Raw genomic sequence first — 23169 nt, 5'->3', positions numbered from 1 at the left:
CCCGTTATGGAATGGATGGTCGATCCAACAATCTGGGCTGGTCTGGCCACGTTGGTGGTGCTGGAGCTGGTGTTGGGCATTGATAATCTGGTGTTCATCGCCATTCTTGCTGAAAAACTGCCGGAAAAATTAAGGGATCGCGCAAGGGTTGTCGGTTTGTCATTAGCGTTGCTGATGCGATTCGTTCTGCTCTCTTCACTTTCCTGGCTGGTCACATTGACCTCGCCGTTATTCTCCATGCTGGGACAGGAATTCAGCGCGCGCGATCTGATCGTGCTGATTGGCGGCCTGTTCCTGCTCTTTAAAGGGACGATGGAGCTTAACGAACGGCTCGAAGGCAAGGACGAGGAACAGCAGAATCAGCGTAAAGGCGCGCGCTTCTGGCCCGTGGTGGCGCAAATTGTGGTGCTGGACGCTATCTTTTCACTGGATTCGGTGATCACCGCCGTCGGTATGACCGACCATTTACTGGTCATGATGGCCGCAGTGACCATCGCCATCGGCCTGATGCTGCTGGCCAGTAAGCCGCTCACACGTTTCGTCAGCGCCCACCCCACTATCGTTATCCTGTGTCTGAGCTTCCTTCTGATGATCGGCTTCAGTCTGGTGGCGGAAGCCTTTGGCTACTCTATTCCCAAAGGTTATCTCTACGCGGCTATCGGCTTCTCCGTCATGATAGAAATGCTGAATCAGGTGGCGATGTTTAATCGCCGCCGTTTCCTCTCTTCCACCATGCCGCTTCGTCAGCGCACGGCCGAAGCGGTGCTGAAACTCCTGCGCGGCGAGCAGGAAGACGCCGACCGAGAAACCGCGACCAACGCCGACAGTGCCGATGCCGTCAACCAGCAGGTCTTCAATCAGCAGGAACAGCGGATGATCGAGCGCGTGCTGGGAATGTCCCAGCGCTCCGTGGGCAGCATCATGACCTCTCGTCATGATATCGAAAACATCGATATCAATACCGCGCCGGAAAACCTTCCTGCCCTGATGGAAAAAAATTCGCATACCCGCCTGGTCGTTACCGACGGCAATGTGTCGGATGAACCGCTCGGCGTCGTGCATGTCATTGAGCTGCTGCGTCAGCAGTTGAACGGGGAGCCGCTGGATCTGCGAACTCTCATCCGGCAACCGCTGGTCTTCCCGGAACAGCTCTCGCTGCTGTCGGCGCTGGAGCAGTTCCGCGAAGCGCATACGCATTTCGCATTTATCGTGGATGAGTTCGGCTCGGTTGAAGGTATTGTCACGCTGAGCGACGTAATGGAAACCATCGCCGGTAACCTGCCGCTTGAAGGGGAAGAGCTGGACGCACGCCACGATATTCAGATGAACGCGGACGGCACGCTCATCGCCAATGGCTATCTGCCGGTGGAAGATTTGCTGATGTACGTCCCGCTGAAACTGGAAGAGAAACGTGAGTTCCACACGCTGGCGGGCCTGCTGATGGAGCATACGCAAAAAATACCGGAAGAAGGCGACGAAGTGCGCATTGATAACGTGTTGTTCCGGGTGTTATCCGTCGAAAGCCACCGCATTATCAAGGTGCTGGTGATCCCGCAGGACGAAAACGAAATAGAGTACGAGGTTTAAGCCTTTAATTAAATCCGACGACATCTTCGCCTGTGCCGCCCATTGAGCGGCGCGATTGACGATGCGTCAACCATCGCACTGCTGACGGGCGAGGTTGACCAGAAGGAAAACGCAGCGCTCACGTCGGTGTCTCATTCGTTCGAAGCTGTGCGGCCCCCGTGGTGAGCGGAGCCGGTGTCCCAACGCCATGTCGTGAGAGAAAAAACGTTGAGGCCGCACCGTCACCGGCTGGCCTCAGGCGTATCAGTCGGGCTGGTTCTTCTTCGACCAGTCGCTGATCTGCTGCTTCAGTTCATCCTGCAGCCGCTTACGCAGCATCTGGTCGACCGGCAACTGATAGCTCAGGTTGCCGAAGGGGCCATACAGGCGGAAAGGAATCCGGGTATTTTTCAACAGCTGCACCACGCGATCGTCGCCCTGCCAACCCTCAATCACCTGCACGCTGAGGTTGATGTCGCAGCTCTGCGCCGGTAGATCCAGCAGCCCTTCTCCCCCTATCGACATAGTGTGCGAGCGCCCATCCAGGTTGTACATCCGCAGTTTCCCGGCATTGAGGCGGGCCTGACCAGTGACCTGCTGCATTTCAGTGAAATGCTCGTCGCCGCTTTGCCCCCGGACCCCGTTGCTGTTGCGTTCCACCGCCTGCTGGATCATCCGCGGAATGTTTAGCCCATACAGCCGCAGTCTGCTGGCGTGCATCGCGGCGCTGCCCTGCCATTTGGACAGCATCGCCGGCACGGTCAGGCTGTCTCCGCTGAATTTGCCCTGCATAGTAAATGTGCCGCTCGACGTTTCCGGCAGCGTCAGCACCCGCATAAGATCGGATAACTCGACATTCTCCAGTTTAAGCTGCACGTTGATGGCCGGAGAGGCATCGATGTCCAGCGTTCCCGGCAGTGAGAAATGGCCATCGCCCACTCGCCCGCTCAGTTCGGCAACCGTCACTTTGCCCCGCTGGTTGACGCCAGTCGCGCTGAACTGGTTTATCTTGACGCTGCGGTAGATCAAGGCGTCGGCTTGTAAAGCGATATGCGCGGTAAAATTGCGCAGCCCGCTGTTAACCTGCTGCGGAGGAACATCCCCGGAGATGACCGGTTTCACCGCCGGCGTTTTTTCCGCACCGGAGGCATCGTCTTCGTTCTTGGTCAGTCCCAGCAACATGTCCAGATCGAGCTGTTCCGAACGCAGGTCGAGCCTGTAATCAGGCACAATACCCGAGGTGTAGGCTGCGGTTCCGCTTAACTGGCTTTGATTGGCGCTCAGAGCAAACTGACTGACGGTGATTTTTTCAGGCTGACGTTGATAATCCACCTGCATAGCGCCAGTACCGGTAATACCGCTCGTGGGCAGCCCGACCCCTTGCAGCTGATAATCCAGACGATCGATGCGGGCGCTGACTCGCTGAGGAAATTCGCGCATGTCCAGCACGGACGATCCCGATAAGGAAAGATCGCGCTGGTCACGATTGATGCGGGTAGATAACGTCAGCTGCGCCTCGTTCGGTCCGCCGCGCGTCAAACGCAGATTGATATCGCGCAAATTGAGCTGTTCGCCGCTCTCCTGCTGTAAAATCAGCAGGCTGTCGGTCACTTCTATGCGCCCGATATCAAAACGCCAGCCGCTGCCGATGTCGGTTTCGGCCCCCCCCGGCGGGGCAATCGGCTGATTGGTTTTTTTCGGCTGGCTTTCCGGGGTAAGCCGAACCACCGCCCCTTTCAGCATCACCTGCTTGACTTCCAGCCGATGGGACAGCAAAGGCCAGAGCTTGACGTCCAGGCGCATGTTTTCGGCACTGACCATCGGCGCCTGCGCGCCCGGCGCACTCAGCGACATGCCGCCGGACAGAATGCTGAGCTGCGGCCAGACGTGCCAGCGCAGATCGCCGTCCAGCGTCAGTTGATAGCCGCTTCGGGCCACTACCTGACGAGTCATGTAGCCGCGAAAATCATTCGGGTTGATGAGCACGACTAACGCACTCATGCCAGCGGCCAGCACCACCAGCAGAATAACCAGCGCGGTGAAGAGTCTTTTCATGCCATCCTCATTGATAGTCGGGCTGCATTCGGCGACAGGGTCATTGACTTAGTCTTTGTCGATCCGGCTAGCCACCGCGCCCTGCTGATCTTTGTATTTGGCGTCCTGCCGTCGGTTATAAGGTCGGGCCGCCGGGCCTGACAGCGGTTCGAAGCTAAGCGCGCCGATCATCATGCCTGGTCGCAGCGCCAGCGGCAGCTTCCCTGAATTATAGAACTCCAGCACAATCCGCCCCTGCCAGCCTGGGTCGATGCGGTGCGCGGTCACATGCACCATCAGCCCCAGCCGCGCCAGCGAAGAACGGCCGTCCAGCCAGCCGACCAGATTGTCCGGCAGCGTCACCGACTCCAGCGTCACCGCCAGCGCCAGCTCTCCCGGATGCAGGAAAAAGGCTTCGCCTTCCGACAGATTGATTTCGTCGCTCATCACGCGATCGAGCGCCGCGCTGACTTCGTCTTTCGGCCCGCTCAGGTCGATATAAGCGGCGGTATGACCGCGGAATACGCGGAACTGATTACCCAGACGCACATCGACCGTCGCGCCGTTAATACGTTCTACGGGGGGACGTGGCGTAATCACCAGCCGGCCATCATCCAGCCAGTTTTCAATGTCGCGATCGCACAGTCTCATCATTTTCTCCGCTCAGGATTTAGACAGGTTAATCCTCTGCCGTCGCCTCTGGGTTACCGAGGGCGGCAGCGCCTGCACGTAACAGTTTATTCAAAGAACTGGCTGATTTTCGCCTTCAGAATATCGATAGCGATGCGGTTTTTACCCCCGCGCGGCACGATGATGTCCGCATATTGTTTAGACGGTTCAATGAATTGCAAAAACATCGGACGTACGGTTTTCTGGTACTGCGCCATGACGGAATCCATCGAACGACCACGGTCATTGACGTCGCGACGCATACGGCGCAGCAGGCAAATATCCAGCGGCGTATCGACAAAAATGGAAAAGTTGAGTTCGCCCCTCAGGCGGGCATCGGTCAGCAGCAGAATGCCTTCCAGAATAATGACTTTCTTTGGTTCGAGAAGCACCGTTTCTTCAAGGCGGGAGTGCTCCACATAACTGTACTGCGGCAGCGCGATTTCCTGACCGCCCTTCAGCATTCTCAGATGCTGTAACAGCAGATTATGGTCCATGGCGCTGGGATGGTCATAGTTGGTTTTCACCCGCTCTTCCATCGTCAGATGGGTTTGATCCTTGTAATAGCAGTCTTCCGGAATGACACCAATATGTTCATCGCCCACCTGTTCACGCAACTCACGGTAAAGGGTACTGGCTATGAGGCTTTTACCGGAGGCAGAGGCTCCGGCAATCCCGATAATGACACACTGGTGAGACTTGTCAGTCATGGCAATAAAGACCTGGTTTACGAAAAATAAAAGAAGGGACACACCGCTCAGGGTGTCTGAACGCCGCAATTATAGGGAGTTAGCCGCTCTCACGCCAGCACTAAGCGGGGCGGGGTTCGCGTCCGAGCAGGACGCGAACAGGAATGAAGCGTTATAGCGCGCGAAACGCGATTTCCGTGGGGATGACGTCGCCTTGCCAGTACAACTGCGCGGCGACCCGCCCGGCCAGCTCGCGATAGAGCGAGGTAAACTCACTGTCGGGCTGGCTGACCACGGTCGGTTCGCCGCGATCCAAATCTTCTCGCAAAGAGATGTGCAGAGGCAGTTGGCCCAGCAGCGCACAGTGATATTTCTCCGCCAGCTTTTGCGCGCCGCCCATGCCGAAAATAGGCTCCAGATGGCCGCAGTGGCTACAGATATGCACACTCATGTTTTCGACGATGCCCAGCACCGGCACCTTCACTTTCTCGAACATGGCGATGCCTTTCATCGCATCCACCAGCGCGATATCCTGCGGCGTGGTCACCACAACCGCACCGGTCACCGGCACGTTCTGCGCCAGCGTCAGCTGAATATCGCCCGTGCCCGGCGGCATATCCAGCACCAGATAGTCGAGCTCCGGCCAAAGCGTATCTTGCAGCAGTTGAAGTAGCGCCTTGCTGGCCATCGGCCCCCGCCACACCATGGCATTGTCGTCCGTCACCAAATAACCGATAGAGTTGGAGGCGATGCCGTGCGCCACAATCGGCGCCATGTGCTCACCGTCCGGCGAAGTCGGCCGTTCGTGCGTCGTCCCCAACATGGTTGGAATGGACGGTCCGTAGATATCGGCATCGAGGATCCCCACGTTCGCCCCCTCCGCCGCCAGCGCCAGCGCCAGATTCACGGCGGTGCTGGACTTGCCGACGCCGCCTTTTCCGGAGCTGACTGCCACGATGTTTTTCACCCCTTTGACGCCGGGCTGATTGTTCGCCCGGCTCAACGTCGCAATCGCGTGCGTTAGTCGCCACTCCACGCTTTTTGCGCCGGTGAAACGCAGCAGCTCGTCGCTGACCGACTCCTTGAGTACCTCAAGCCCGCTCAGCCAGACAAACGGCATTACGAGTTCGATGTGCAGTACGTCATCCAGCAGCGCGCAGTGATGCAGCGCGTTGAGCGCCATCAGATCTTTATTCAACGTCGGGTGTTTAAAGGCGGCAAGTACGCGGCTCACCGTCTCGTGCAGCGCGTCAGGGCTGTGCCCGGGGAGATGATCGTTCATCCCGGCTCCTTGAAATTTTTGTCATTAATCAGAACACGGCTTTAAGCATAACAGAACGCCGCGAACCGGCGTAACGCCACGGAGCAAAGTCTTTTCAGACAGCATCCGGACGCCTTTTTTCATTGTCCCGCGAGCGCGAGGCCGCCTCCAGAACAGGTTTACGCACCGAGCCGCTATCGGTTAACATCGTGGCTCTTTCTCACTCAATAACAAGCAAGTTCCCCACTATGACTCAAGTCGCAAAAAAAATTCTGGTCACGTGCGCGCTGCCTTATGCCAACGGTCCTATCCACCTCGGCCACATGCTTGAACACGTTCAGGCGGATATCTGGGTTCGTTATCAGCGAATGCGCGGCAACCAGGTTAATTTCATCTGTGCGGATGACGCCCACGGTACGCCTATCATGCTGAAGGCTCAGCAGTTGGGGATCGCGCCGGAGGAGATGATTGCGGCCGTCAGTCAGGAGCATCAGCAGGATTTCGCGGGCTTTAACATCAGCTACGACAACTATCACTCCACGCACAGCGAGGAGAACCGCGAGCTGTCCACGCTGATTTATCGCCGTCTGAAAGAAAACGGCTATATCAAGAGCCGCACGATCTCCCAGCTGTTCGATCCGGAAAAAAGCATGTTCCTGCCGGACCGCTTTGTGAAGGGAACCTGCCCGAAATGTAAAGCGGCAGATCAGTATGGCGACAACTGCGAAGTATGCGGTGCGACCTACACGCCGATCGAGCTGATCGATCCGAAATCGGCGATTTCCGGCGCGACGCCGATCATGCGCGACAGCGAACACTTCTTCTTCGATCTGCCCGCTTTCAGCGACATGCTGCAAGCCTGGACGCGCTCTGGCGCGCTGCAGGATCAGGTCGCGAACAAAATGCAGGAGTGGTTCGACTCCGGTCTCCAACAGTGGGACATCAGCCGCGATGCGCCCTACTTCGGCTTCGAAGTGCCGGATGCGCCGGGCAAATACTTCTACGTCTGGCTCGATGCGCCGATCGGCTACATGGGTTCATTCAAGAACCTGTGCGACAAGCGCGACGATCTGAATTTCGACGACTACTGGCATAAAGACTCTGACGCCGATCTCTATCATTTCATCGGCAAAGATATCGTCTACTTCCACAGTCTGTTCTGGCCCGCCATGCTGGAAGGCAGCAACTTCCGCAAACCGACCAACCTGTTTGTCCACGGCTATGTAACGGTGAACGGCGCGAAGATGTCCAAATCTCGCGGCACTTTCATCAAAGCAGACACCTATCTGAAATATCTGGACGCCGACTGCCTGCGTTACTACTACGCGGCCAAGCTCTCTTCCCGCATTGACGATATCGACCTTAACCTGGAAGACTTCGTGCAACGCGTGAACGCCGACATCGTCAACAAAGTCGTCAACCTGGCCTCGCGCAACGCAGGTTTCATCAACAAGCGTTTCGACGGCAAGCTGGCCGATACGCTGGCCGACCCGGCGCTGTACAAAACCTTTACCGACGCGGCCGACAGCATTGCCGACGCGTTCAGCAGCCGTGAATCCGGCAAAGCCATTCGTGAAATTATGGCGTTGGCCGACCATGCCAACCGCTATGTGGACGAACAGGCTCCGTGGGTCGTGGCGAAGGAAGAAGGCCGCGACGCCGATCTGCACGCGATCTGCTCCATGGGCATCAACCTGTTCCGCGTATTGATGACCTATCTCAAACCGGTGCTGCCTTCATTGGCTGAACGTGCCGAAGCGTTTCTGAATACGGATCTGCAGTGGGGTACGCTGACTCAACCGCTACTGGGGCACCAGGTCAATCCGTTCAAGGCGCTGTTCAACCGAATCGATCCGAAAAACATCGAAGCGATGATCGAAGCCTCCAGGCAGGACATCGAGGCCGCCGCTACGCCGGTCAGCGGGCCGCTGGCGGACAATCCGATTCAGGACACCATCACGTTTAACGATTTTGACAAGGTCGATATGCGTATCGCACTGATTCAGAAGGCAGAATTGGTGGAGGGTTCGGACAAACTGCTGCGCCTGTCTCTGGATTTGGGCGGCGAAACGCGTCAGGTCTTCTCGGGGATCCGCGCAGCCTATCCCGATCCCACCCAACTGGAAGGCCGCCTGACAATCATGGTCGCGAACCTTGCACCGCGTAAAATGCGTTTCGGTATCTCCGAAGGCATGGTGATGGCAGCAGGTCCCGGCGGGAAAGACATCTTCCTGATGAGCCCGGACAGCGGCGCACAGCCGGGTATGGCGGTCAAATAATCCCTGTCAGGCTGGGCTTCGGCTCAGCCTGTTTTTATTACCCCTTCCTTCGATTTTCCCTTTCGCCTGAACGCCGCCTCAGTCTGCATTTTCCTGCTGATAACTAAAGCGTTATCCCGCCACAATATCGACGGCTTTGACCGAGCTCACATCGATGACAACGGCTGCGCGAGACAGACGGCGGATAAACCGAGAACGAAGAATTCCTGATCTAGTTTTTCGATGGGGTGTAATACCTTGTATTCAAATATTTTTTGTTAGTGCTTTAAATATATAAACCGTAAAGTGCTAGGCTCATGCCGCCAGATCCGTCTATGCTCTTTAATCCAACAAGATCTACAGGGATTTTATTCACATCAAGGAGGACGTTTATGTCTCGTATGACCCCGCTGTTTTTAGCCGCATCCTTACTCACCGTCGCTGCGGGCGCCTGCGCTGCCAGACCGCTGACCAGCCAGTCGGCCATTATCAATGCGCTGAATCAGGGAAGTGAAGTAGCCGTCAGTATCGACCTTTCGCAATGCACGCCGCAGAATGGCGCCGCCGCCAGCCAGACCCAGGGCGGCCTGCGTATTCAGGCCTATCGCTTGACGGGGAACAGTACCCTGTCATTCAGCGATGAGCACTTTACGGTGGCGAACGACGGCAAGCCCATTCAGCAATTTATGCGCTATCAGGTACTGCCGGACAACATCGTCAATTTCACGACCTACATGTACGATCTGCCCAGTCTGCAACAGCGCGGCACTACGCTGAGCTACCGCTGCAACGTGGGTCAGGGCGTGTCTTTCTTCGCTGAATAAGCGTCAATCGTGCTCCCGCCGCGCTGAGCGGGGGCCTAATTGATCCCCCTTCCCGCATTCACTTTTCTCGCCGATCCCTGACCTCCGAAATGATGGACAACACGTTATAAGATAAAACCAAAAAACATAACGCGGGCTCTTTGCACCTTTCACCGTTGTCGCTATGATGCTCCATCCGGACAAATAGACATCCAGACATAAAGATATCCATAAGCTGGCAACACGATTTCCCACCAAGGAGCCCATGATGAAGACGTTTCACGCCGCGTTAGTGGCATTAAGCATGACGATCGCGCTGCCTGCATCGGCAGAAAATACCCCCACTCTTGCTCCGCTGCCTGCCGCGCTGGCCAACCACAGCGGTCCGATACGTATCGCCGTCATCCGTAATTTGGGCTCTGATGACAACACCACCCAGTTCGTTTCCGGCGTGCTGGAAGAGGGGAAAAAACTCGGCTTCAAAGTCAATACGTTCCTGAGCAATGGCGATGACGCCCGCTTCCAGGACTTCGTCAATCAGGCTATCAGCCAAAAATACGACGGCATTATCCTGTCTCAGGGGCGAGACCCGTACTCCACCGAGCTGCTACAGCGCATCGTGGATAGCGGCATCAAGGTCGCGGTATTTGACACCGCGGTGAACCGGGATATTCCCGGCGTGACCGTCACCCAACAGGATGATGCCTCTTTGGCCAAGGAGTCTTTCGGCCAGTTGATAAAAGATTTCAACGGCAAAGCCAACATTATCAAGCTGTGGGTCGCCGGATTCCCGCCAATGGAACGCCGTCAGGCGGCCTACCAGCAACTGCTGAAAGCCAATCCTGGTATTAAAGAGCTGGAATCTATCGGCGCCGTCTCTTCCGACGTGCAGGGCGACACCGCCAACAAAGTCGGCGCGGTATTGGCAAAATACCCGAAGGGCAAGATTGATGCGATCTGGGGAACCTGGGATGCCTTCAGTCAGGGCGCTTACAAAGCGCTCAAAGAGAACGGACGGACGGAGATCAAACTCTACAGCATCGACATCTCCAATCAGGATCTGCAGTTGATGCGTGAAGCCTCAAGCCCGTGGAAAGTCAGCGTCGCCGTGGACCCGAAACTGATCGGTAAAGTGAACCTGCGACTGGTCGCCAACAAAATCGCCGGCGAACCGACGCCTGCCACCTACGAATTTACCGCCGCCTCGATTCCTCAGGCGCTGCTGGCAAGCCAGCCGGGCCCGGTCAACGTCGCCAGCCTGGGCAAGATCATTCCGGGCTGGGGCCAGACGGATGATTTCATCGCCCCGTGGTTTGCTACACTGGCTGCAAAAGCGAAATAACGGAGGCGAGTTATGGCATCAGCACCTTTGCCCACCCCCGATTACAGCCGCAATATGCGGCTAATCGGCCATAGCGATCAGGGCGGACGCTCTGATGGCATACAGGTGATGGTTCATCGGGGCTACGCGTATATCGGCCATATGGTGTCGCAGGGCGTTTCCATCGTCGACGTTCGCGACCCCATCAACCCCAAAACGGTGGGTTTTATCGCCGCCCCGCCGGGCACCTGGAATATCCATCTGCAAACGCACGATGACCTGTTATTGGTCGTCAACGCCCGCGATCTGTTCGCCGATGCGAACTTCGCCGAGGAAAAAGTCTATTACACCCGTTCCGTCGCCGAGACGGTGGATACGCGTCAGCAAGGCAATGCCTGGAGCGCGGGTCTGCGGATATTTGACATCTCGCGCCCGGACAAACCGCAGGAGATCGGCTTCCTACCTCTGAACGGCATCGGCATCCATCGTATCTGGTACGTCGGCGGGCGCTGGGCTTACGTGTCCGCGCTGCTGGAAGGCTACAGCGACTACATTTTCCTGACCATCGATCTGGCCGATCCGCGTAAGCCGGAAGTCGCAGGACGTTACTGGCTGCCGGGCATGCACACCGCCGGCGGCGAAACGCCTGACTGGCCGGAAGGGAAACGCTACGCGCTGCACCACGCTATCGTCAGCGGCGATACGGCCTACGGCAGCTGGCGCGACGGCGGGCTGATGCTGCTGGATGTGAGCGACCGCACACAGCCGAAGCCGATCAGCCACCGTAACTGGAGTCCGCCGTTCGGCGGAGGCACGCACACCGCGCTGCCTTTGCCGGATCGCGATTTGCTGATCGTGCTGGACGAAGCGGTGCTGGACCATCAGGAAGACGGGGAAAAACTGATTTGGGTGTTCGATATTCGCGAGCCGACCAACCCGGTCAGTATCGCGACCTTCCCCCAGCCGAACGAAGTGGATTATGTGAAGAAAGGCGCGCATTTCGGGCCGCATAACCTGCATGAGAATCGTCCCGGCAGCTTCATCAGCTCAACGCTCATCTTCGCGACCTATCAGAACGCGGGCGTGCGCGTCTACGACATCAGCAATCCTTATCGTCCCAAAGAAACCGGCGCGCTGGTGCCCGCCGCGCCAGACCGAATGATGGACCGGCGTCCCGGACGTCCGCGTGTCATTCAGTCATGCGACGTATTTGTGGATGCAGAGGGGATTGTGTACAGCACGGACTACAACGCCGGGCTGTCTATCATCGAATACCGCGGATAGTGCATAACTCCGGTGCGGACGACATCCGCACCGGGTTTTCTTGCATCACTTCAGGCTTAATCCAGCGTCAGAATCGTTACCCACATCGGTCCCTGCCCTACTGCATAACGCGATAGCGGCTGCAGATGTCCGCCCTCGGCGTTGATCTGATAGACCTCGATATGGTGCGACTTCTGACCCGCTACAATCAGGAACTGACCGCTGTTATCGATGTTGAAACCGCGCGGTTGGATCTCCGTCGGCTGATGGCCGATGAGCGTCAGATGGCTACCGTCGTCCGATACCCCGAGGAGACTAACTACGCTGGCGGTGCGATCGGTGGTGTACAGGAAACGGCCGTTCGGGGTGATATGGATATCTGCCGCCCAACGCGTGCCGGTGAAATCCTCCGGCATCACATCCAGCGTCTGCACGCGGGCGATGTTGCCGTGGGCGTCCTTAAGTTCAAAAACATCGACCGTGCTGTCCAGTTCGTTGACGCAGTAGGTAAAGCGGTTGTTAGGGTGAAAGACCATATGGCGCGGGCCAGCTCCCGCGGCGGCAGGCAGCACGGCGGGCTGATGCTCTCTGAGTTTTCCTTCTGACGACAGATCGTACAGACGAATGCGATCTTCTTTCAGACAGGGCGCCCACAACACCTGATTATCCGGATCGATATTGGTGGAGTGGCAGCCTTCCAGGCCATCCAACTGCTGAATAAACTCCCCTGCCACGCCATCGTCGCTAATCGGGCTGACGCTGATACAGGCATTACTGTATGACGCGCTGAACAGAAAACGGCCTTCGTGGTCGGTAGACAAATGCGTCGGGCTTCCGGGCAGCGCAGCCACGCCCGCCTGCGTCAACGCGCCGTCCGGCGCGATACGGTAGCTGATTACGCCGAACGACGGACGCACGCCGACGTAAAGGTGACGTTTATCAGGGGCAACCACCATGGGCTGAACCTGCCCAGGAGCTTCAACGACCTGTAACAACGTCAACTCGCCTTCACTATTCAGCCGCCACACGTGAATGTGCTGACTTTCGGGACTGGCGGTATAAACCACTTGCTGCATTAGACTCTCCTTTTTAAACACGGATTGCGCTTCTTAGCACTCAGACATCAATAGTAGACCGGAACACCGCATCGCTCCTCAATACGGGAGCGGTTATACCCTGATTCACTCTCTGAGAGAGTCGGCTGACAGACCGGGTGGACACAAATTGGTCCTACAGCGGCCCCCTTACGGTGTACCATCTGAAAAAAGTTTACCTATAACCCGAGAGAAATCACGATGACCTATCGCGCAATCGCCCTCGATCTAGATGGCACTTTACTTACTGCAAAGAAGACCATTCTGCCTGCTTCGGTGGAAGCGCTTGCCCTGGCTCGGCAGGCCGGGATCAAGGTACTGATCGTTTCCGGTCGTCATCACTCGGCCATCCGCCCTTTTTATCAGGCGCTAGAGCTTGACACACCTGCTATCTGCTGTAATGGCTTTTATCTGTATCATTATCAGACAAAGCGTACCTCGGAAGGTCATCCGCTGACGTCGGAACAGGCCAGAGGCGTGCTGAAAAAACTGCAGCAGTTCGATATCCACGGTTTGATGTACGCCGACGACCACATGTTTTATGAAAAACCGACCGGTCACGTCGTCCGCGCTCTGGCCTGGTCTGAAACGCTGCCGGCAGACCAACGACCCCACTTCCGCCACGTGGAGAGTCTGGAGGAAGAAACCTCGCGCGCGCATCAGATCTGGAAATTCGCCACTCACCATCCGGACAATGCCCACCTGAATGGTTTCGCGCAACAAGTGGAACAAGGGCTCGGCGTCACCTGCGAATGGTCGTGGAAGGATCAGGTCGATGTGGCTCAGTCCGGCAACAGCAAAGGCAAGCTGCTGCGCCGCTGGGTGGAAGAGCAAGGGCTGCAGATGCAGGATATCGTCGCTTTCGGCGACAACTTCAATGACATCAGCATGCTCTCTACGGTCGGTCTGGGCGTCGCGATGGGCAACAGCGCCGATGCGGTTAAAGAGAGCGCGGATGTCGTGATCGGTCACAACGAAGAACCGGGCATTGCAGAACTGATTATGAAACGAATTCTTTGATTGCACGGCGCACAGGCTGCCATGCCGGCAGCCTGTTCCGGAACACAGATCAAGGCGTGATTGAAACGCTTTTGATCTGCGCGAACAGCCGTTGGTCCGGGCACAATCCCAGCTCATCTCTGGCCCACGGGGTGATTTTCGCCCACAGGGCCTGACCGCCGACCCGCAGTTTGACCTCAACCTGATCGCCGACCTCCAGACACTCCGTCACCCGCGCCGCCAGCACGTTACGAATACTGGTCCCCGTGGGTTGTTCCAATGTCAGCGAGACATCCGCCGCATTGATACGGATGCGCTGCGCGCTGTAGAGCGGCGCGTCAATTTTCTGCACCCACAGATGCTGGTCTCCCAGCATGAGCGCGGTCATTGGATAACGTGGATGCTGCTGCAGCACGTTCGTCTTCAGGATAGTGCTTTGCTCCTCGCGTGGCAGCCAGGGCCGCAACGCGCTGCTGGCCCATACCGTTTCCAGCTCGCCTTGCGTTTTGACCTCGCCCTGGTCCAGCACCAAGACGCGGTCCGCCAGACGCCAGATCTCCTCCAGACTATGGCTCACGTAGAGGATCGGCGTTTTCACCTCACGTCCCAACCGCTCAAGATAAGGCAACAACTCTCGCTTGCGCGGCGCGTCCAGCGAGGCCAGCGGTTCGTCCATCAGCAACAGATCCGGCGCAGTCAATAGCGCCCGGCCGATGCTCACCCGCTGTTTTTCCCCCCCTGACAGGGTCAGCGGATACCGTTTCAACAGATGTTCAATCCCCAGCAACTGCACGATATCGTCAAACTGCCCGCGCATGGCTGGCACCATGCCGTAGCGCAAATTGCCTGCGACCCGATAATGAGGAAAGAGCCGCGCATCCTGAAAAACATAGCCGATATGGCGCTGCTCGGGCGGCAGAGAGATGCGGCGTTCGATATCCGTCAGCACCCGATCGTTGAGCTGAATACGTCCGCGATCGGGCCGGGTCAGCCCGGCAATCGCATTGATCAGCGACGTTTTTCCCGCGCCGGAAACGCCGAATATCGCGGAAATACCGCTGGCAGGCAGAGCCGATGTGACGCTGAGCGACAGATCGCCCAACTGCTGAGAGAAATCCAGTTGCAGCATTATCCCCCCAGCCGCCGCCGGTTCCAGCCGGTCAGCCATTCCGACAGCAACAGCGCCAGCAGCGACAGCACGATGGCGATGAGGCACAGCCGGGCCGCCTGCATTTCCGCGCCAGGCGTCTGGATCAGCGTATACATCGCGAGCGGGATAGTGCGGGTTTCACCGGGAATGTTGGACACGAACGTAATCGTCGCGCCGAACTCCCCCAAAGAGCGCGCAAACGCCAGCACCGTACCGACGATAATACCGGGCAACGTCAAGGGCAGCGTGACGGTGAAAAAGACGCGCCACGGATGCGCGCCTAGCGTGCGTGCGGCCAGTTCAAGACGCGGATCCACCGTTTCCAGCGACAGGCGAATCGCCCTTACCAACAGCGGAAACGCCACCAGGGCGGAGGCCAGCGCGGCACCACGCCAGCTGAAGCTGAAACTGACGCCGAACCATTCGTAGAGCCAGGCGCCGATCACGCCTTTACGTCCCATACCCACCAGCAGCAGATAGCCGATAACCACCGGCGGCAGAACCAAGGGCAAATGAATAAGGCTATCCAGCAGCGACTTGCCGGGAAATCGACAGCGCACCAGGATCCAGGCCATCAGGATCCCCAGCGGCAGGCTACAGCTCACGGCTAACAGAGAAACCTTAAGACTCAGCAGGATCGCCTGCCATTCATAGTCGCTGAGCCACATTAGCGCGGAGTAAAGCCGTGGCGTTTGAAGACGTCAGCAGCCTGCGACGTTTTCAAATAATCAGAAAAGGATTTGGCCGCCGCCGTGTCGTGACTTTTAACGATAGCGACCGGGTATTCTACCGGTTTATGACTGCCGGCCGGGAAAGTCCCCACCACCTTCACTTTCGCGCTGGCCACCGCATCGGAACCATAGACAATACCCAGCGGCGCTTCTTCACGCTCGACCAGCGCTAACGCGCCGCGCACATCGCTGGCGCGGGCCATCAGCGGCGATACGGTGTCCCAGGCTTTCAGATTTTGCAGCGCCTCTTTGGCGTAGATACCCGCAGGAACATGGTCCGGATCGCCGACGGCCAGACGACCGCCTTTCAGCAGGCTTTTCCAGACGGTGGCGGCATTGATATCGATCGTTTTGACATCGGCACTTTTCGGTGCGATCACTACCAGCGCGTTCCCCAACAGCGTATAGCGGCTACCGTTCTCGATCAGCTGTTTGTTCTGGGCATAATCCATCCACTGCTGGTCGGCGGAGATAAATATATCAGCGGGAGCGCCCTGCTCGATTTGACGCGCCAGCGTCGACGAAGAGGCATAAGACGCCACGATCGACACCGGTTTCTCTTGCTGATAACGCTCGGCGATTTCCTGCAGCGCATTGGTCAGCGACGCGGCGGCGAACACCGTCACCTTCTCGGTCGCGGCGCAGGCCGCAGCGATCATTCCCAGGCTTAATGTGAATACGGCCAGCCACGTTTTCCATGAATACGGCATGACGATGTTTCCGGTTATTTTATCGTTGTGTAGGGAATAATATAACGGTCATGACAAAATGGCATCCGCTTTGTGGAAGCTGAATTGACCGAATCGTGGCAGTGTAAAATCCGGCGAACGCCGGATTTTCAAAAAAGGGGTTCAGGACGCTTTGTGTGAAGATTTTGACTCATGATGACCAAGGGCGGAGACGACGTTGAACACCTCGCCCAGACCATAGATGCACCCCAGAATCAAGGCCATCATCACCGGCACCATACATACCGCAAACAGCAGACTTTTCAGCAACTCCAACATGTCGACCTCACTTGAAGCAAAAGCTGTCGTGGCAAGACAGCGATTCAGATTCATCAGGCTATCGTCAAACGCTAGCCTGCGCTGGTCAACAGTCTACCCGAAAAGTATGAATTAATGCGGCCTTTCGTGCGATTTGCCCACCGCAGGAAAAATGGTGACAATACCTTTCGCCGACGCGCGTCTCTCAATGGAACCTATTGCCATGCAAGCAGAAATTCTTCTTACCCTGAAACTGCAACACCGTCTGTTTGCCGATCCCCGCCGCATTGCGCTGCTTAAACAGATCACGCAGACGGGTTCCATCAGTCAGGGAGCTAAGCTGGCCGGCATCAGTTATAAAAGCGCCTGGGACGCCATCAACGAAATGAATCAACTGGCCGACCAGCCCCTCGTCGACCGGGTAACCGGCGGTAAAGGCGGCGGCGGCGCGGCGGTCACAAGCTACGGGGAACGATTGATCCAGCTGTATGACCTGTTGGCGCAGATTCAGCAGAAAGCCTTTGATGTCCTACAGCAGGACACGCTGCCGCTCGACAGCCTGCTGGCCGCCATCGCGCGTTTTTCGCTGCAAACCAGCGCGCGCAATCAGCTGTTCGGCACGCTGATCGGCCGGGCGGAACAGCCGGTGCAGCAACACCTGAAGATTTTACTGGCCGACGGCGAAACCCAAATTCAGGCCGCCGTCACCGCCCAGAGCGCGGAGCGTTTGCAACTGACGCAGGGGAAAGAGGTGCTGGCGCTGGTCAAAGCGCCTTGGGTCAGCGTCACGCCGCAGAACCAGACCGCGACAGGTGCGGATAACGTGCTGCCGGGCAAAATCACTCATCTGCAAGCAGGTCACGATCATAGCGAAATACTGGTGACATTGGCCGGTGGAGAAGTGTTGTGCGCGACGCTCCCCAACGCCACCGTGGAGCGATATGCGCTTCGGCCCGACCAGTTCGTCAACGCCAGCTTCAGCGCCGAACAGGTGATTATCGCCACGCTGTGCTGAGCCGCACACGCGCCGATGGCCCGCACTCCAACCTCTATTAGGGCGCAGGAATACTTACGAAGGAAACCACTATGTCATTTTTGCAACTGCATCAGGCACGCTATCGGCTCAGCGACACCCGCACGTTTTGGCTGGATGAGTTGACCGTTCGCCAGAAAGAGAGCTGGGCGTTCGTCGGCGCCAACGGCAGCGGCAAATCGGTGCTGGCAAAGGCCATATCCGGCGAGTTGCCGTTGCTGGAAGGCCAACGGCAGTGCAGCTTTCAGCGCATTGCACGGCTGTCGTTCGAACAGTTGCAACAGTTGGTAAGCCAGGAGTGGCAGCGCAACAATACCGATATGCTGAGCGAAGGCGAACACGATGCCGGCCGAACTACCGCAGCAGTGATTCAGGACGCCGTCAGGGACGACGCGCGCTGTTCAGCGCTGGCCGAACAGTTCGGCATCGCCCACCTGCTGCAACGGCGTTTCAAGCATCTGTCCACGGGGGAAGCACGTAAGTCCATGCTGTGTCAGGCACTGATGCCGCAGCCTGACCTGCTGATTCTGGACGAGCCGTTCGATGGGCTGGACCTAGCCTCCCGTCGACAGTTGAGCAATCTGTTAGGGCAATTAACGACACAGGGCTACACGCTGGTGCTGATCATCAACCGCTTCGAAGATATTCCCGCTTTTGTCGAATATGTCGGCGTGCTGGCGGACTGTTCGCTCACCCGACACGGCAAACGCAAACAGATGATGGCGGATGAGCTGGTAGCACTGCTGGCCCACAGCGAGAAACACCACGATGTGCGTTTGCCGGAGCCGGAGTCGCCGCGACCGCAAGGGACCTCAGCCACATCGACACAGCCCTTGATCAGGCTTAATCACGGCGTTGTGAGCTACGACGACCGCCGGATACTGGACGACCTCAGTTGGACCGTGATGCCGGGCCAGCACTGGCAGATTATCGGGCCTAACGGGGCGGGGAAATCGACGCTGTTGAGCCTCATCACCGGCGATCATCCGCAGGGCTACAGCAACGATTTGACGCTGTTCGGCCGCCGCCGGGGCAGCGGTGAAACCATCTGGGACATTAAACGGCATATCGGCTACGTCAGCAGCAGCCTGCACATGGACTACCGCGTCAGCATCAGCGTTCGCCACGTCATTCTTTCCGGTTTTTTTGACTCTATCGGCGTGTATCGAATCCCTTCCGATCGGCAAAACCAATTAACGGCCCAGTGGCTGTCGCTACTGGGACTGCCGGATGCAACGGCGGATGCGCCCTTCCAATCGCTGTCTTGGGGACAGCAGCGGTTGGTACTGATCGTCCGCGCGCTGGTGAAACACCCCGCCCTGCTTATCCTCGACGAGCCGTTACAGGGCCTGGACCCGATTAATCGTCAGTTGATCCGCAGCTGGCTGGACCGACTGATTGGAGAAGGCGACACGCAGCTGCTCTTCGTCTCGCATCATGCGGAAGATGCGCCGCACTGCATTACGCATCGCCTGCGATTTGTGCCGGAAGGCCCAAGCTACCGCTATCTGCAAGAAACGTGCTGATCATCTCACCATAAGCTGGCGATGACGTCGGCCTGTGCGCCTGACGTTCTCATCGTCAGGTCATCGTCGTGATAGCGATTTCACAATTTTACTTTTCGGCTTATTCTGTAGGTAAAAGACTTAATTGTTTCGCGGAAGTTTGTACACTGTCTTCATGATGAGAGCATCAGGCTCAATAAAGCTCATTGTTTCCTTTTCAATCGATTTGACGTCGGGCTTTGCGTGCTCCCTTTTCCCCTATTTTTTGACTAGAGGTCATTATGAAGGTACTGGTTACGGGTGGGAGCGGTTACATAGGAAGCCATACTTGCGTGCAGTTGATCGCCTCAGGCCATCAGCCCATCATTGTCGATAATCTGTGCAACAGCAAAGCGAGCGTTATCCCCACCATCGCGCGACTCAGCGGCCAAACTCCTATCTTCTATCAGGGCGATATCCGCGACCGGCAGTTGCTCGATGAAATTTTCTCCGAGCACGCAGTTGATGCCGTGATCCACTTCGCCGGACTCAAAGCGGTGGGCGAGTCGGTACAAAAGCCGATCGACTACTATGATAACAACGTCTATGGAACGCTGACGCTGGTCGAGGCGATGAGAAAAGCCAACGTCAAAACGCTCATCTTCAGCTCTTCGGCCACCGTCTATGGCGATCAGCCGCAGATCCCCTACCAGGAAAGTTTTCTCACGGGAATGCCTGCCAGTCCTTACGGACGCAGCAAACTGATGGTGGAGCAGATCCTACAAGATCTGCAACGCGCCGAACCGGAGTGGAGTATCGTTCTGCTGCGCTATTTCAATCCGGTCGGCGCGCATCCGTCGGGCGAAATGGGCGAAGATCCTCAGGGGGTTCCCAATAATCTGATGCCTTACATTGCGCAGGTCGCCGTCGGCCGCCGCGATTCTCTCGCAATATTCGGCAATGATTATCCCACCGCCGATGGCACCGGCGTAAGGGACTATATTCACGTCGTCGATTTGGCTGACGGCCATATCGCCGCCATGAACACGCTGCATCGCCAGCCCGGCGTTCACATCTATAATTTGGGGGCGGGCGTAGGTTACAGTGTGCTGCAGGTCGTTGCCTCATTCAGCAAAGCCTGCGGCAAACCCATCCCTTATCACTTCGCGCCGCGACGTGAAGGCGATTTACCCGCCTACTGGGCGGATGCGGAAAAAGCGGCCCGCGATCTCAACTGGCGCGTGGCACGGACTCTGGATGAAATGGCCGCCGATGTCTGGCGCTGGCAGTCCTCTCATCCGACGGGGTTTCCTGACTAATTTCGACGGCAGTGGCGTCTCTCCGCGCCGCATCACAGAGCGGGACGTGTTGTCAGTCGCAAAGTGGAGAGCGCAATGCATAGTGAAACGTCCTGTACGCAGGCCCCTGACGGTCAGCCTTTTCAACTGAATTTCCTGCGAAACGCGTCCGGTATGTGCGTCACCGTAATGGACTGGGGCGCGACGTGGACCTCCTGCCTTCTGCCGCTGTCATCGAATGAGACGCGCGAAGTTCTGCTCGGCTGCACGCCCGAACATTATCCCCATCAGAGCGCCTACATGGGTGCATCCGTCGGTCGTTACGCCAACAGAATTGCCAATGCGGTCATTGAGCAAGGCGGACATGTCACACCTCTGGTGGCCAACAGCGGAAAAAATCAGCTGCATGGCGGCCCTGTCGGGTTTAATGCGCGTCGTTGGCAGATTGTCCAGCACAGCGAGAATGCCATAACTTATCAGCTGCACTCTCCGGCGGGCGATCAGGGCTTTCCCGGTCATCTCATCGTAGAAGCGCATTATCATCTCACCGACGACAATCAGTTGACGATCGCCTATCGTGCAGAGGTCGATAGTCCCTGCCCGGTCTGCCTGACCAACCACGCCTATTTTAACCTCGATGGGACGTTTGAGGATGTGCGTCGGCACCACCTCCAGCTGTTCGCCGACCATTTCCTGCCGACCGACGCACAAGGCATCCCTTTTGGCGAGCTCAAGCCCGTAGCCGACAGCAGCATGGATTTCCGTCTGCTGAAAACGCTGCAGCAGGATTTTTTGACGGACGACGATCAACGCGCGGTCGGCGGCTATGACCATGCCTTTTTACTGCGGCAGGACACGCCCGCGCCCCATCCCGCCGCCGTGTTGTGGTCCAGCGATAAGCGGATCAGATTGGACGTCAGCACCAGCGCACCCGCATTGCAGGTTTACACCGGCAATGCGCTTGAAGGTACGCCAGACCGCAACGGCGGCCGCTACCCCCACTGCGCCGGCATCGCGCTCGAAAGCGAGTTTTTACCGGATAGCCCTCATCACTCCGAATGGCCGCAGCCTGACTGCTGGCTCAGGCCGGGAGAAACCTACCTGTCGCTGACCGTCCATCGGTTTTTCTTCGATGATGCGCCGAACGTGCTCTACCATCTCGATAGCTGATGGCTGGACTAATGTCCGCGACCTTAGGTCAGATCAAAAATCATTGGCTGATTATGAGTACACTACCCGCAGCCCTTACCGGCGATAGGTGGCTCGAATAGTCACCAGGGGATACTATATGGTTCGTCGGTTTTAATGCCGCCCGCTGGCCGCGACTTTCGGTCATCGGTCCCCCGACACACTGGCATTTGGGGAAAGTGACAAGCTGAACCGATCAAGCTGGCTGTTTTATGCCGCAATTGCGCGCAATAAACTGACAGTGAGACGACAAGCGATTGCCGATGACTGTTCTACAGCCCTATAATGTGGCCAGTCATTACAGAAATCTTAGGATCTGAAGGAGTTAAGCTATGGCTGTAACTAAGCTGGTACTGGTACGACACGGCGAAAGCCAGTGGAACAAGGAAAACCGCTTCACCGGCTGGATGGACGTTGAACTGTCTGAAAAAGGCGTCAACGAAGCCAAACAAGCTGGTAAATTACTGAAAGAAGAAGGTTTTTCTTTCGATTTCGCTTACACTTCCGTGCTGAAACGTGCCATCCACACACTGTGGAACGTGCTGGACGAATTGGATCAGGCCTGGCTGCCAGTAGAGAAAAGCTGGAAACTGAACGAACGCCATTACGGCGCTTTGCAGGGACTGAACAAATCCGAAACCGCTGAAAAATACGGTGACGATCAGGTGAAACTGTGGCGTCGCGGCTTTGCCGTTACTCCGCCGGAACTGACTCGTGAAGATGAACGTTTCCCGGGCCACGATGCACGTTACGCTTCCCTGACCGACGAAGAGCTGCCGCTGACTGAAAGCCTGGCACTGACCATCGATCGCGTTGTACCATTCTGGAACGAAACCATTCTGCCGCGCCTGAAAACCGGTGAGCGCATAGTCATTGCTGCTCACGGTAACTCACTGCGTGCGCTGGTGAAATACCTGGACAACCTGAGTGAAGACGAAATTCTGGAGCTGAACATCCCGACTGCCGTACCGCTGGTTTATGAATTCGACGAGAACTTCAAACCGATTAAACGTTACTACCTGGGCAACGCGGACGAAATCGCCGCGAAAGCTGCAGCAGTAGCGAACCAGGGTAAAGCGAAGTAATTCAGCTTTCACCCCATAAAAAAACCCGGCTTAGGCCGGGTTTTTTATGGCCAGTGCTAAATCACTTCTTAAGAGGAGATTTAAGACTGCGGGGAAGTCACTTTACTCTGAGGACAACCTTGCAGACGCTGACTAAGCCGATGCAAGCATTCTCAGACGATATCTGTAACCGACATCTAAGGGGCTGACTGGAACGGGATCGGCTAAACGAGACGGCAACAGGGCGAGAACACATCCATCCCCTTATCCCTTCATTA

20 protein-coding genes are annotated in these 23169 nt (G+C 57.0%); 11 read left to right on the top strand and 9 right to left on the bottom strand.

Annotated elements, in window-relative coordinates; genetic code table 11:
- Positions 1 to 6: 6 nt before the first annotated feature.
- On the top strand, positions 7 to 1587 hold the full coding sequence (locus I6N93_RS05740; RefSeq protein ID WP_085685523.1) for a TerC family protein: 1581 nt from the start codon (positions 7 to 9) through the stop codon (positions 1585 to 1587).
- A gap of 243 nt (positions 1588 to 1830) precedes the next feature.
- On the opposite strand, the gene asmA is transcribed toward I6N93_RS05740, so the two are convergent.
- The 4 genes from asmA to apbC form a co-directional block, all read right to left on the bottom strand.
- Positions 1831 to 3621: an outer membrane assembly protein AsmA gene (gene asmA, locus I6N93_RS05735; RefSeq protein WP_085685526.1), complete on the bottom strand. Its 1791-nt coding sequence runs from the start codon at positions 3619 to 3621 to the stop codon at positions 1831 to 1833.
- A gap of 48 nt (positions 3622 to 3669) precedes the next feature.
- Positions 3670 to 4251: a dCTP deaminase gene (dcd, locus tag I6N93_RS05730; protein WP_085685529.1), complete on the bottom strand. Its 582-nt coding sequence runs from the start codon at positions 4249 to 4251 to the stop codon at positions 3670 to 3672.
- Positions 4252 to 4337: 86 nt separating this feature from the next.
- A complete protein-coding gene (udk, locus tag I6N93_RS05725) occupies positions 4338 to 4979 on the bottom strand; it encodes a uridine kinase (protein WP_085685652.1) in 642 nt (213 codons plus the stop codon).
- A 151-nt stretch (positions 4980 to 5130) separates the two neighbouring features.
- Positions 5131 to 6240, bottom strand: a complete 1110-nt coding sequence (gene apbC, locus I6N93_RS05720; RefSeq protein ID WP_085685531.1) for an iron-sulfur cluster carrier protein ApbC — start codon at positions 6238 to 6240, stop codon at positions 5131 to 5133.
- Positions 6241 to 6467: 227 nt separating this feature from the next.
- On the opposite strand from apbC, the gene metG reads away from it, so the two are divergent.
- The 4 genes from metG to I6N93_RS05700 all read left to right on the top strand — a co-directional run bounded on the left by metG (position 6468) and on the right by I6N93_RS05700 (position 11885).
- On the top strand, positions 6468 to 8498 hold the full coding sequence (metG, locus tag I6N93_RS05715; RefSeq protein ID WP_085685533.1) for a methionine--tRNA ligase: 2031 nt from the start codon (positions 6468 to 6470) through the stop codon (positions 8496 to 8498).
- A 371-nt stretch (positions 8499 to 8869) separates the two neighbouring features.
- Positions 8870 to 9301 carry a VirK family protein gene (locus I6N93_RS05710; protein ID WP_085685535.1) on the top strand — a complete coding sequence of 144 codons (432 nt, stop codon included), beginning with the start codon at positions 8870 to 8872 and terminating at the stop codon, positions 9299 to 9301.
- A 247-nt stretch (positions 9302 to 9548) separates the two neighbouring features.
- Positions 9549 to 10622, top strand: a complete 1074-nt coding sequence (locus I6N93_RS05705) for a sugar ABC transporter substrate-binding protein (protein ID WP_085685537.1) — start codon at positions 9549 to 9551, stop codon at positions 10620 to 10622.
- A gap of 12 nt (positions 10623 to 10634) precedes the next feature.
- Positions 10635 to 11885, top strand: a complete 1251-nt coding sequence (locus tag I6N93_RS05700; protein WP_085685539.1) for an LVIVD repeat-containing protein — start codon at positions 10635 to 10637, stop codon at positions 11883 to 11885.
- Between the two features lie 56 nt (positions 11886 to 11941).
- Here the strand turns inward: I6N93_RS05700 and pgl are convergent, their stop codons facing one another.
- On the bottom strand, positions 11942 to 12940 hold the full coding sequence (pgl, locus tag I6N93_RS05695; protein ID WP_085685540.1) for a 6-phosphogluconolactonase: 999 nt from the start codon (positions 12938 to 12940) through the stop codon (positions 11942 to 11944).
- A 219-nt stretch (positions 12941 to 13159) separates the two neighbouring features.
- Between pgl and I6N93_RS05690 the strand changes: the two genes are divergently transcribed.
- The gene (locus I6N93_RS05690; protein WP_085685542.1) at positions 13160 to 13978 is read left to right on the top strand and encodes a pyridoxal phosphatase; all 819 of its coding nucleotides are present in this window, start codon (positions 13160 to 13162) and stop codon (positions 13976 to 13978) included.
- A 49-nt stretch (positions 13979 to 14027) separates the two neighbouring features.
- On the opposite strand, the gene modC is transcribed toward I6N93_RS05690, so the two are convergent.
- The 4 genes from modC to I6N93_RS05670 all read right to left on the bottom strand — a co-directional run bounded on the left by modC (position 14028) and on the right by I6N93_RS05670 (position 16845).
- A complete protein-coding gene (modC, locus tag I6N93_RS05685) occupies positions 14028 to 15086 on the bottom strand; it encodes a molybdenum ABC transporter ATP-binding protein ModC (RefSeq protein ID WP_085685544.1) in 1059 nt (352 codons plus the stop codon).
- Positions 15086 to 15775, bottom strand: a complete 690-nt coding sequence (gene modB / locus I6N93_RS05680) for a molybdate ABC transporter permease subunit (RefSeq protein WP_085685546.1) — start codon at positions 15773 to 15775, stop codon at positions 15086 to 15088. Before modB ends, modC begins: the two co-directional genes overlap by 1 nt.
- Positions 15775 to 16548, bottom strand: a complete 774-nt coding sequence (modA, locus tag I6N93_RS05675) for a molybdate ABC transporter substrate-binding protein (RefSeq protein WP_085685548.1) — start codon at positions 16546 to 16548, stop codon at positions 15775 to 15777. The genes modB and modA overlap by 1 nt, the downstream gene beginning before the upstream one ends.
- Before the next feature lie 141 nt (positions 16549 to 16689).
- Positions 16690 to 16845 (bottom strand): AcrZ family multidrug efflux pump-associated protein, encoded by a 156-nt coding sequence (locus I6N93_RS05670; protein ID WP_085685549.1) that lies wholly within the window; start codon positions 16843 to 16845, stop codon positions 16690 to 16692.
- 202 nt (positions 16846 to 17047) lie between these two features.
- Between I6N93_RS05670 and modE the strand changes: the two genes are divergently transcribed.
- The 5 genes from modE (at position 17048) to gpmA (ending at position 22912) form a co-directional block, all read left to right on the top strand.
- Positions 17048 to 17839, top strand: a complete 792-nt coding sequence (gene modE, locus I6N93_RS05665) for a molybdenum-dependent transcriptional regulator (protein ID WP_085685551.1) — start codon at positions 17048 to 17050, stop codon at positions 17837 to 17839.
- A gap of 71 nt (positions 17840 to 17910) precedes the next feature.
- Positions 17911 to 19383 (top strand): molybdate ABC transporter ATP-binding protein ModF, encoded by a 1473-nt coding sequence (gene modF / locus I6N93_RS05660; RefSeq protein WP_085685553.1) that lies wholly within the window; start codon positions 17911 to 17913, stop codon positions 19381 to 19383.
- A gap of 260 nt (positions 19384 to 19643) precedes the next feature.
- Complete coding sequence (gene galE / locus I6N93_RS05655; RefSeq protein WP_085685555.1) at positions 19644 to 20660, top strand: UDP-glucose 4-epimerase GalE; 1017 nt, start codon at positions 19644 to 19646, stop codon at positions 20658 to 20660.
- A gap of 75 nt (positions 20661 to 20735) precedes the next feature.
- The gene (galM, locus tag I6N93_RS05650) at positions 20736 to 21809 is read left to right on the top strand and encodes a galactose-1-epimerase (protein WP_085685557.1); all 1074 of its coding nucleotides are present in this window, start codon (positions 20736 to 20738) and stop codon (positions 21807 to 21809) included.
- Between the two features lie 350 nt (positions 21810 to 22159).
- Positions 22160 to 22912 (top strand): 2,3-diphosphoglycerate-dependent phosphoglycerate mutase, encoded by a 753-nt coding sequence (gene gpmA / locus I6N93_RS05645; RefSeq protein ID WP_085685559.1) that lies wholly within the window; start codon positions 22160 to 22162, stop codon positions 22910 to 22912.
- The last annotated feature ends 257 nt before the right edge of the window (positions 22913 to 23169 follow it).

This window comes from Lonsdalea populi, from assembly GCF_015999465.1.
GTDB classification, from domain to species: Bacteria; Pseudomonadota; Gammaproteobacteria; order Enterobacterales; family Enterobacteriaceae; genus Lonsdalea; species Lonsdalea populi.
This window is presented reverse-complemented; position numbering and strand designations above follow the sequence as displayed.

Excerpts from the sequence above, each read along its gene's own strand:
- pgl (WP_085685540.1), bottom strand. The coding sequence starts at position 12,940 with ATGCAGCAAGTGGTTTATACCGCCAGTCCCGAAAGTCAGCACATTCAC.
- metG (WP_085685533.1), top strand. The coding sequence starts at position 6,468 with ATGACTCAAGTCGCAAAAAAAATTCTGGTCACGTGCGCGCTGCCTTAT.
- galM (WP_085685557.1), top strand. The coding sequence starts at position 20,736 with ATGCATAGTGAAACGTCCTGTACGCAGGCCCCTGACGGTCAGCCTTTT.
- modC (WP_085685544.1), bottom strand. The coding sequence starts at position 15,086 with ATGCTGCAACTGGATTTCTCTCAGCAGTTGGGCGATCTGTCGCTCAGC.
- I6N93_RS05740 (WP_085685523.1), top strand. The coding sequence starts at position 7 with ATGGAATGGATGGTCGATCCAACAATCTGGGCTGGTCTGGCCACGTTG.
- modE (WP_085685551.1), top strand. The coding sequence starts at position 17,048 with ATGCAAGCAGAAATTCTTCTTACCCTGAAACTGCAACACCGTCTGTTT.
- I6N93_RS05710 (WP_085685535.1), top strand. The coding sequence starts at position 8,870 with ATGTCTCGTATGACCCCGCTGTTTTTAGCCGCATCCTTACTCACCGTC.
- modB (WP_085685546.1), bottom strand. The coding sequence starts at position 15,775 with ATGTGGCTCAGCGACTATGAATGGCAGGCGATCCTGCTGAGTCTTAAG.
- galE (WP_085685555.1), top strand. The coding sequence starts at position 19,644 with ATGAAGGTACTGGTTACGGGTGGGAGCGGTTACATAGGAAGCCATACT.
- modF (WP_085685553.1), top strand. The coding sequence starts at position 17,911 with ATGTCATTTTTGCAACTGCATCAGGCACGCTATCGGCTCAGCGACACC.
- gpmA (WP_085685559.1), top strand. The coding sequence starts at position 22,160 with ATGGCTGTAACTAAGCTGGTACTGGTACGACACGGCGAAAGCCAGTGG.
- udk (WP_085685652.1), bottom strand. The coding sequence starts at position 4,979 with ATGACTGACAAGTCTCACCAGTGTGTCATTATCGGGATTGCCGGAGCC.
- modA (WP_085685548.1), bottom strand. The coding sequence starts at position 16,548 with ATGCCGTATTCATGGAAAACGTGGCTGGCCGTATTCACATTAAGCCTG.
- I6N93_RS05690 (WP_085685542.1), top strand. The coding sequence starts at position 13,160 with ATGACCTATCGCGCAATCGCCCTCGATCTAGATGGCACTTTACTTACT.
- asmA (WP_085685526.1), bottom strand. The coding sequence starts at position 3,621 with ATGAAAAGACTCTTCACCGCGCTGGTTATTCTGCTGGTGGTGCTGGCC.
- I6N93_RS05670 (WP_085685549.1), bottom strand. The coding sequence starts at position 16,845 with ATGTTGGAGTTGCTGAAAAGTCTGCTGTTTGCGGTATGTATGGTGCCG.
- apbC (WP_085685531.1), bottom strand. The coding sequence starts at position 6,240 with ATGAACGATCATCTCCCCGGGCACAGCCCTGACGCGCTGCACGAGACG.
- dcd (WP_085685529.1), bottom strand. The coding sequence starts at position 4,251 with ATGAGACTGTGCGATCGCGACATTGAAAACTGGCTGGATGATGGCCGG.
- I6N93_RS05700 (WP_085685539.1), top strand. The coding sequence starts at position 10,635 with ATGGCATCAGCACCTTTGCCCACCCCCGATTACAGCCGCAATATGCGG.
- I6N93_RS05705 (WP_085685537.1), top strand. The coding sequence starts at position 9,549 with ATGAAGACGTTTCACGCCGCGTTAGTGGCATTAAGCATGACGATCGCG.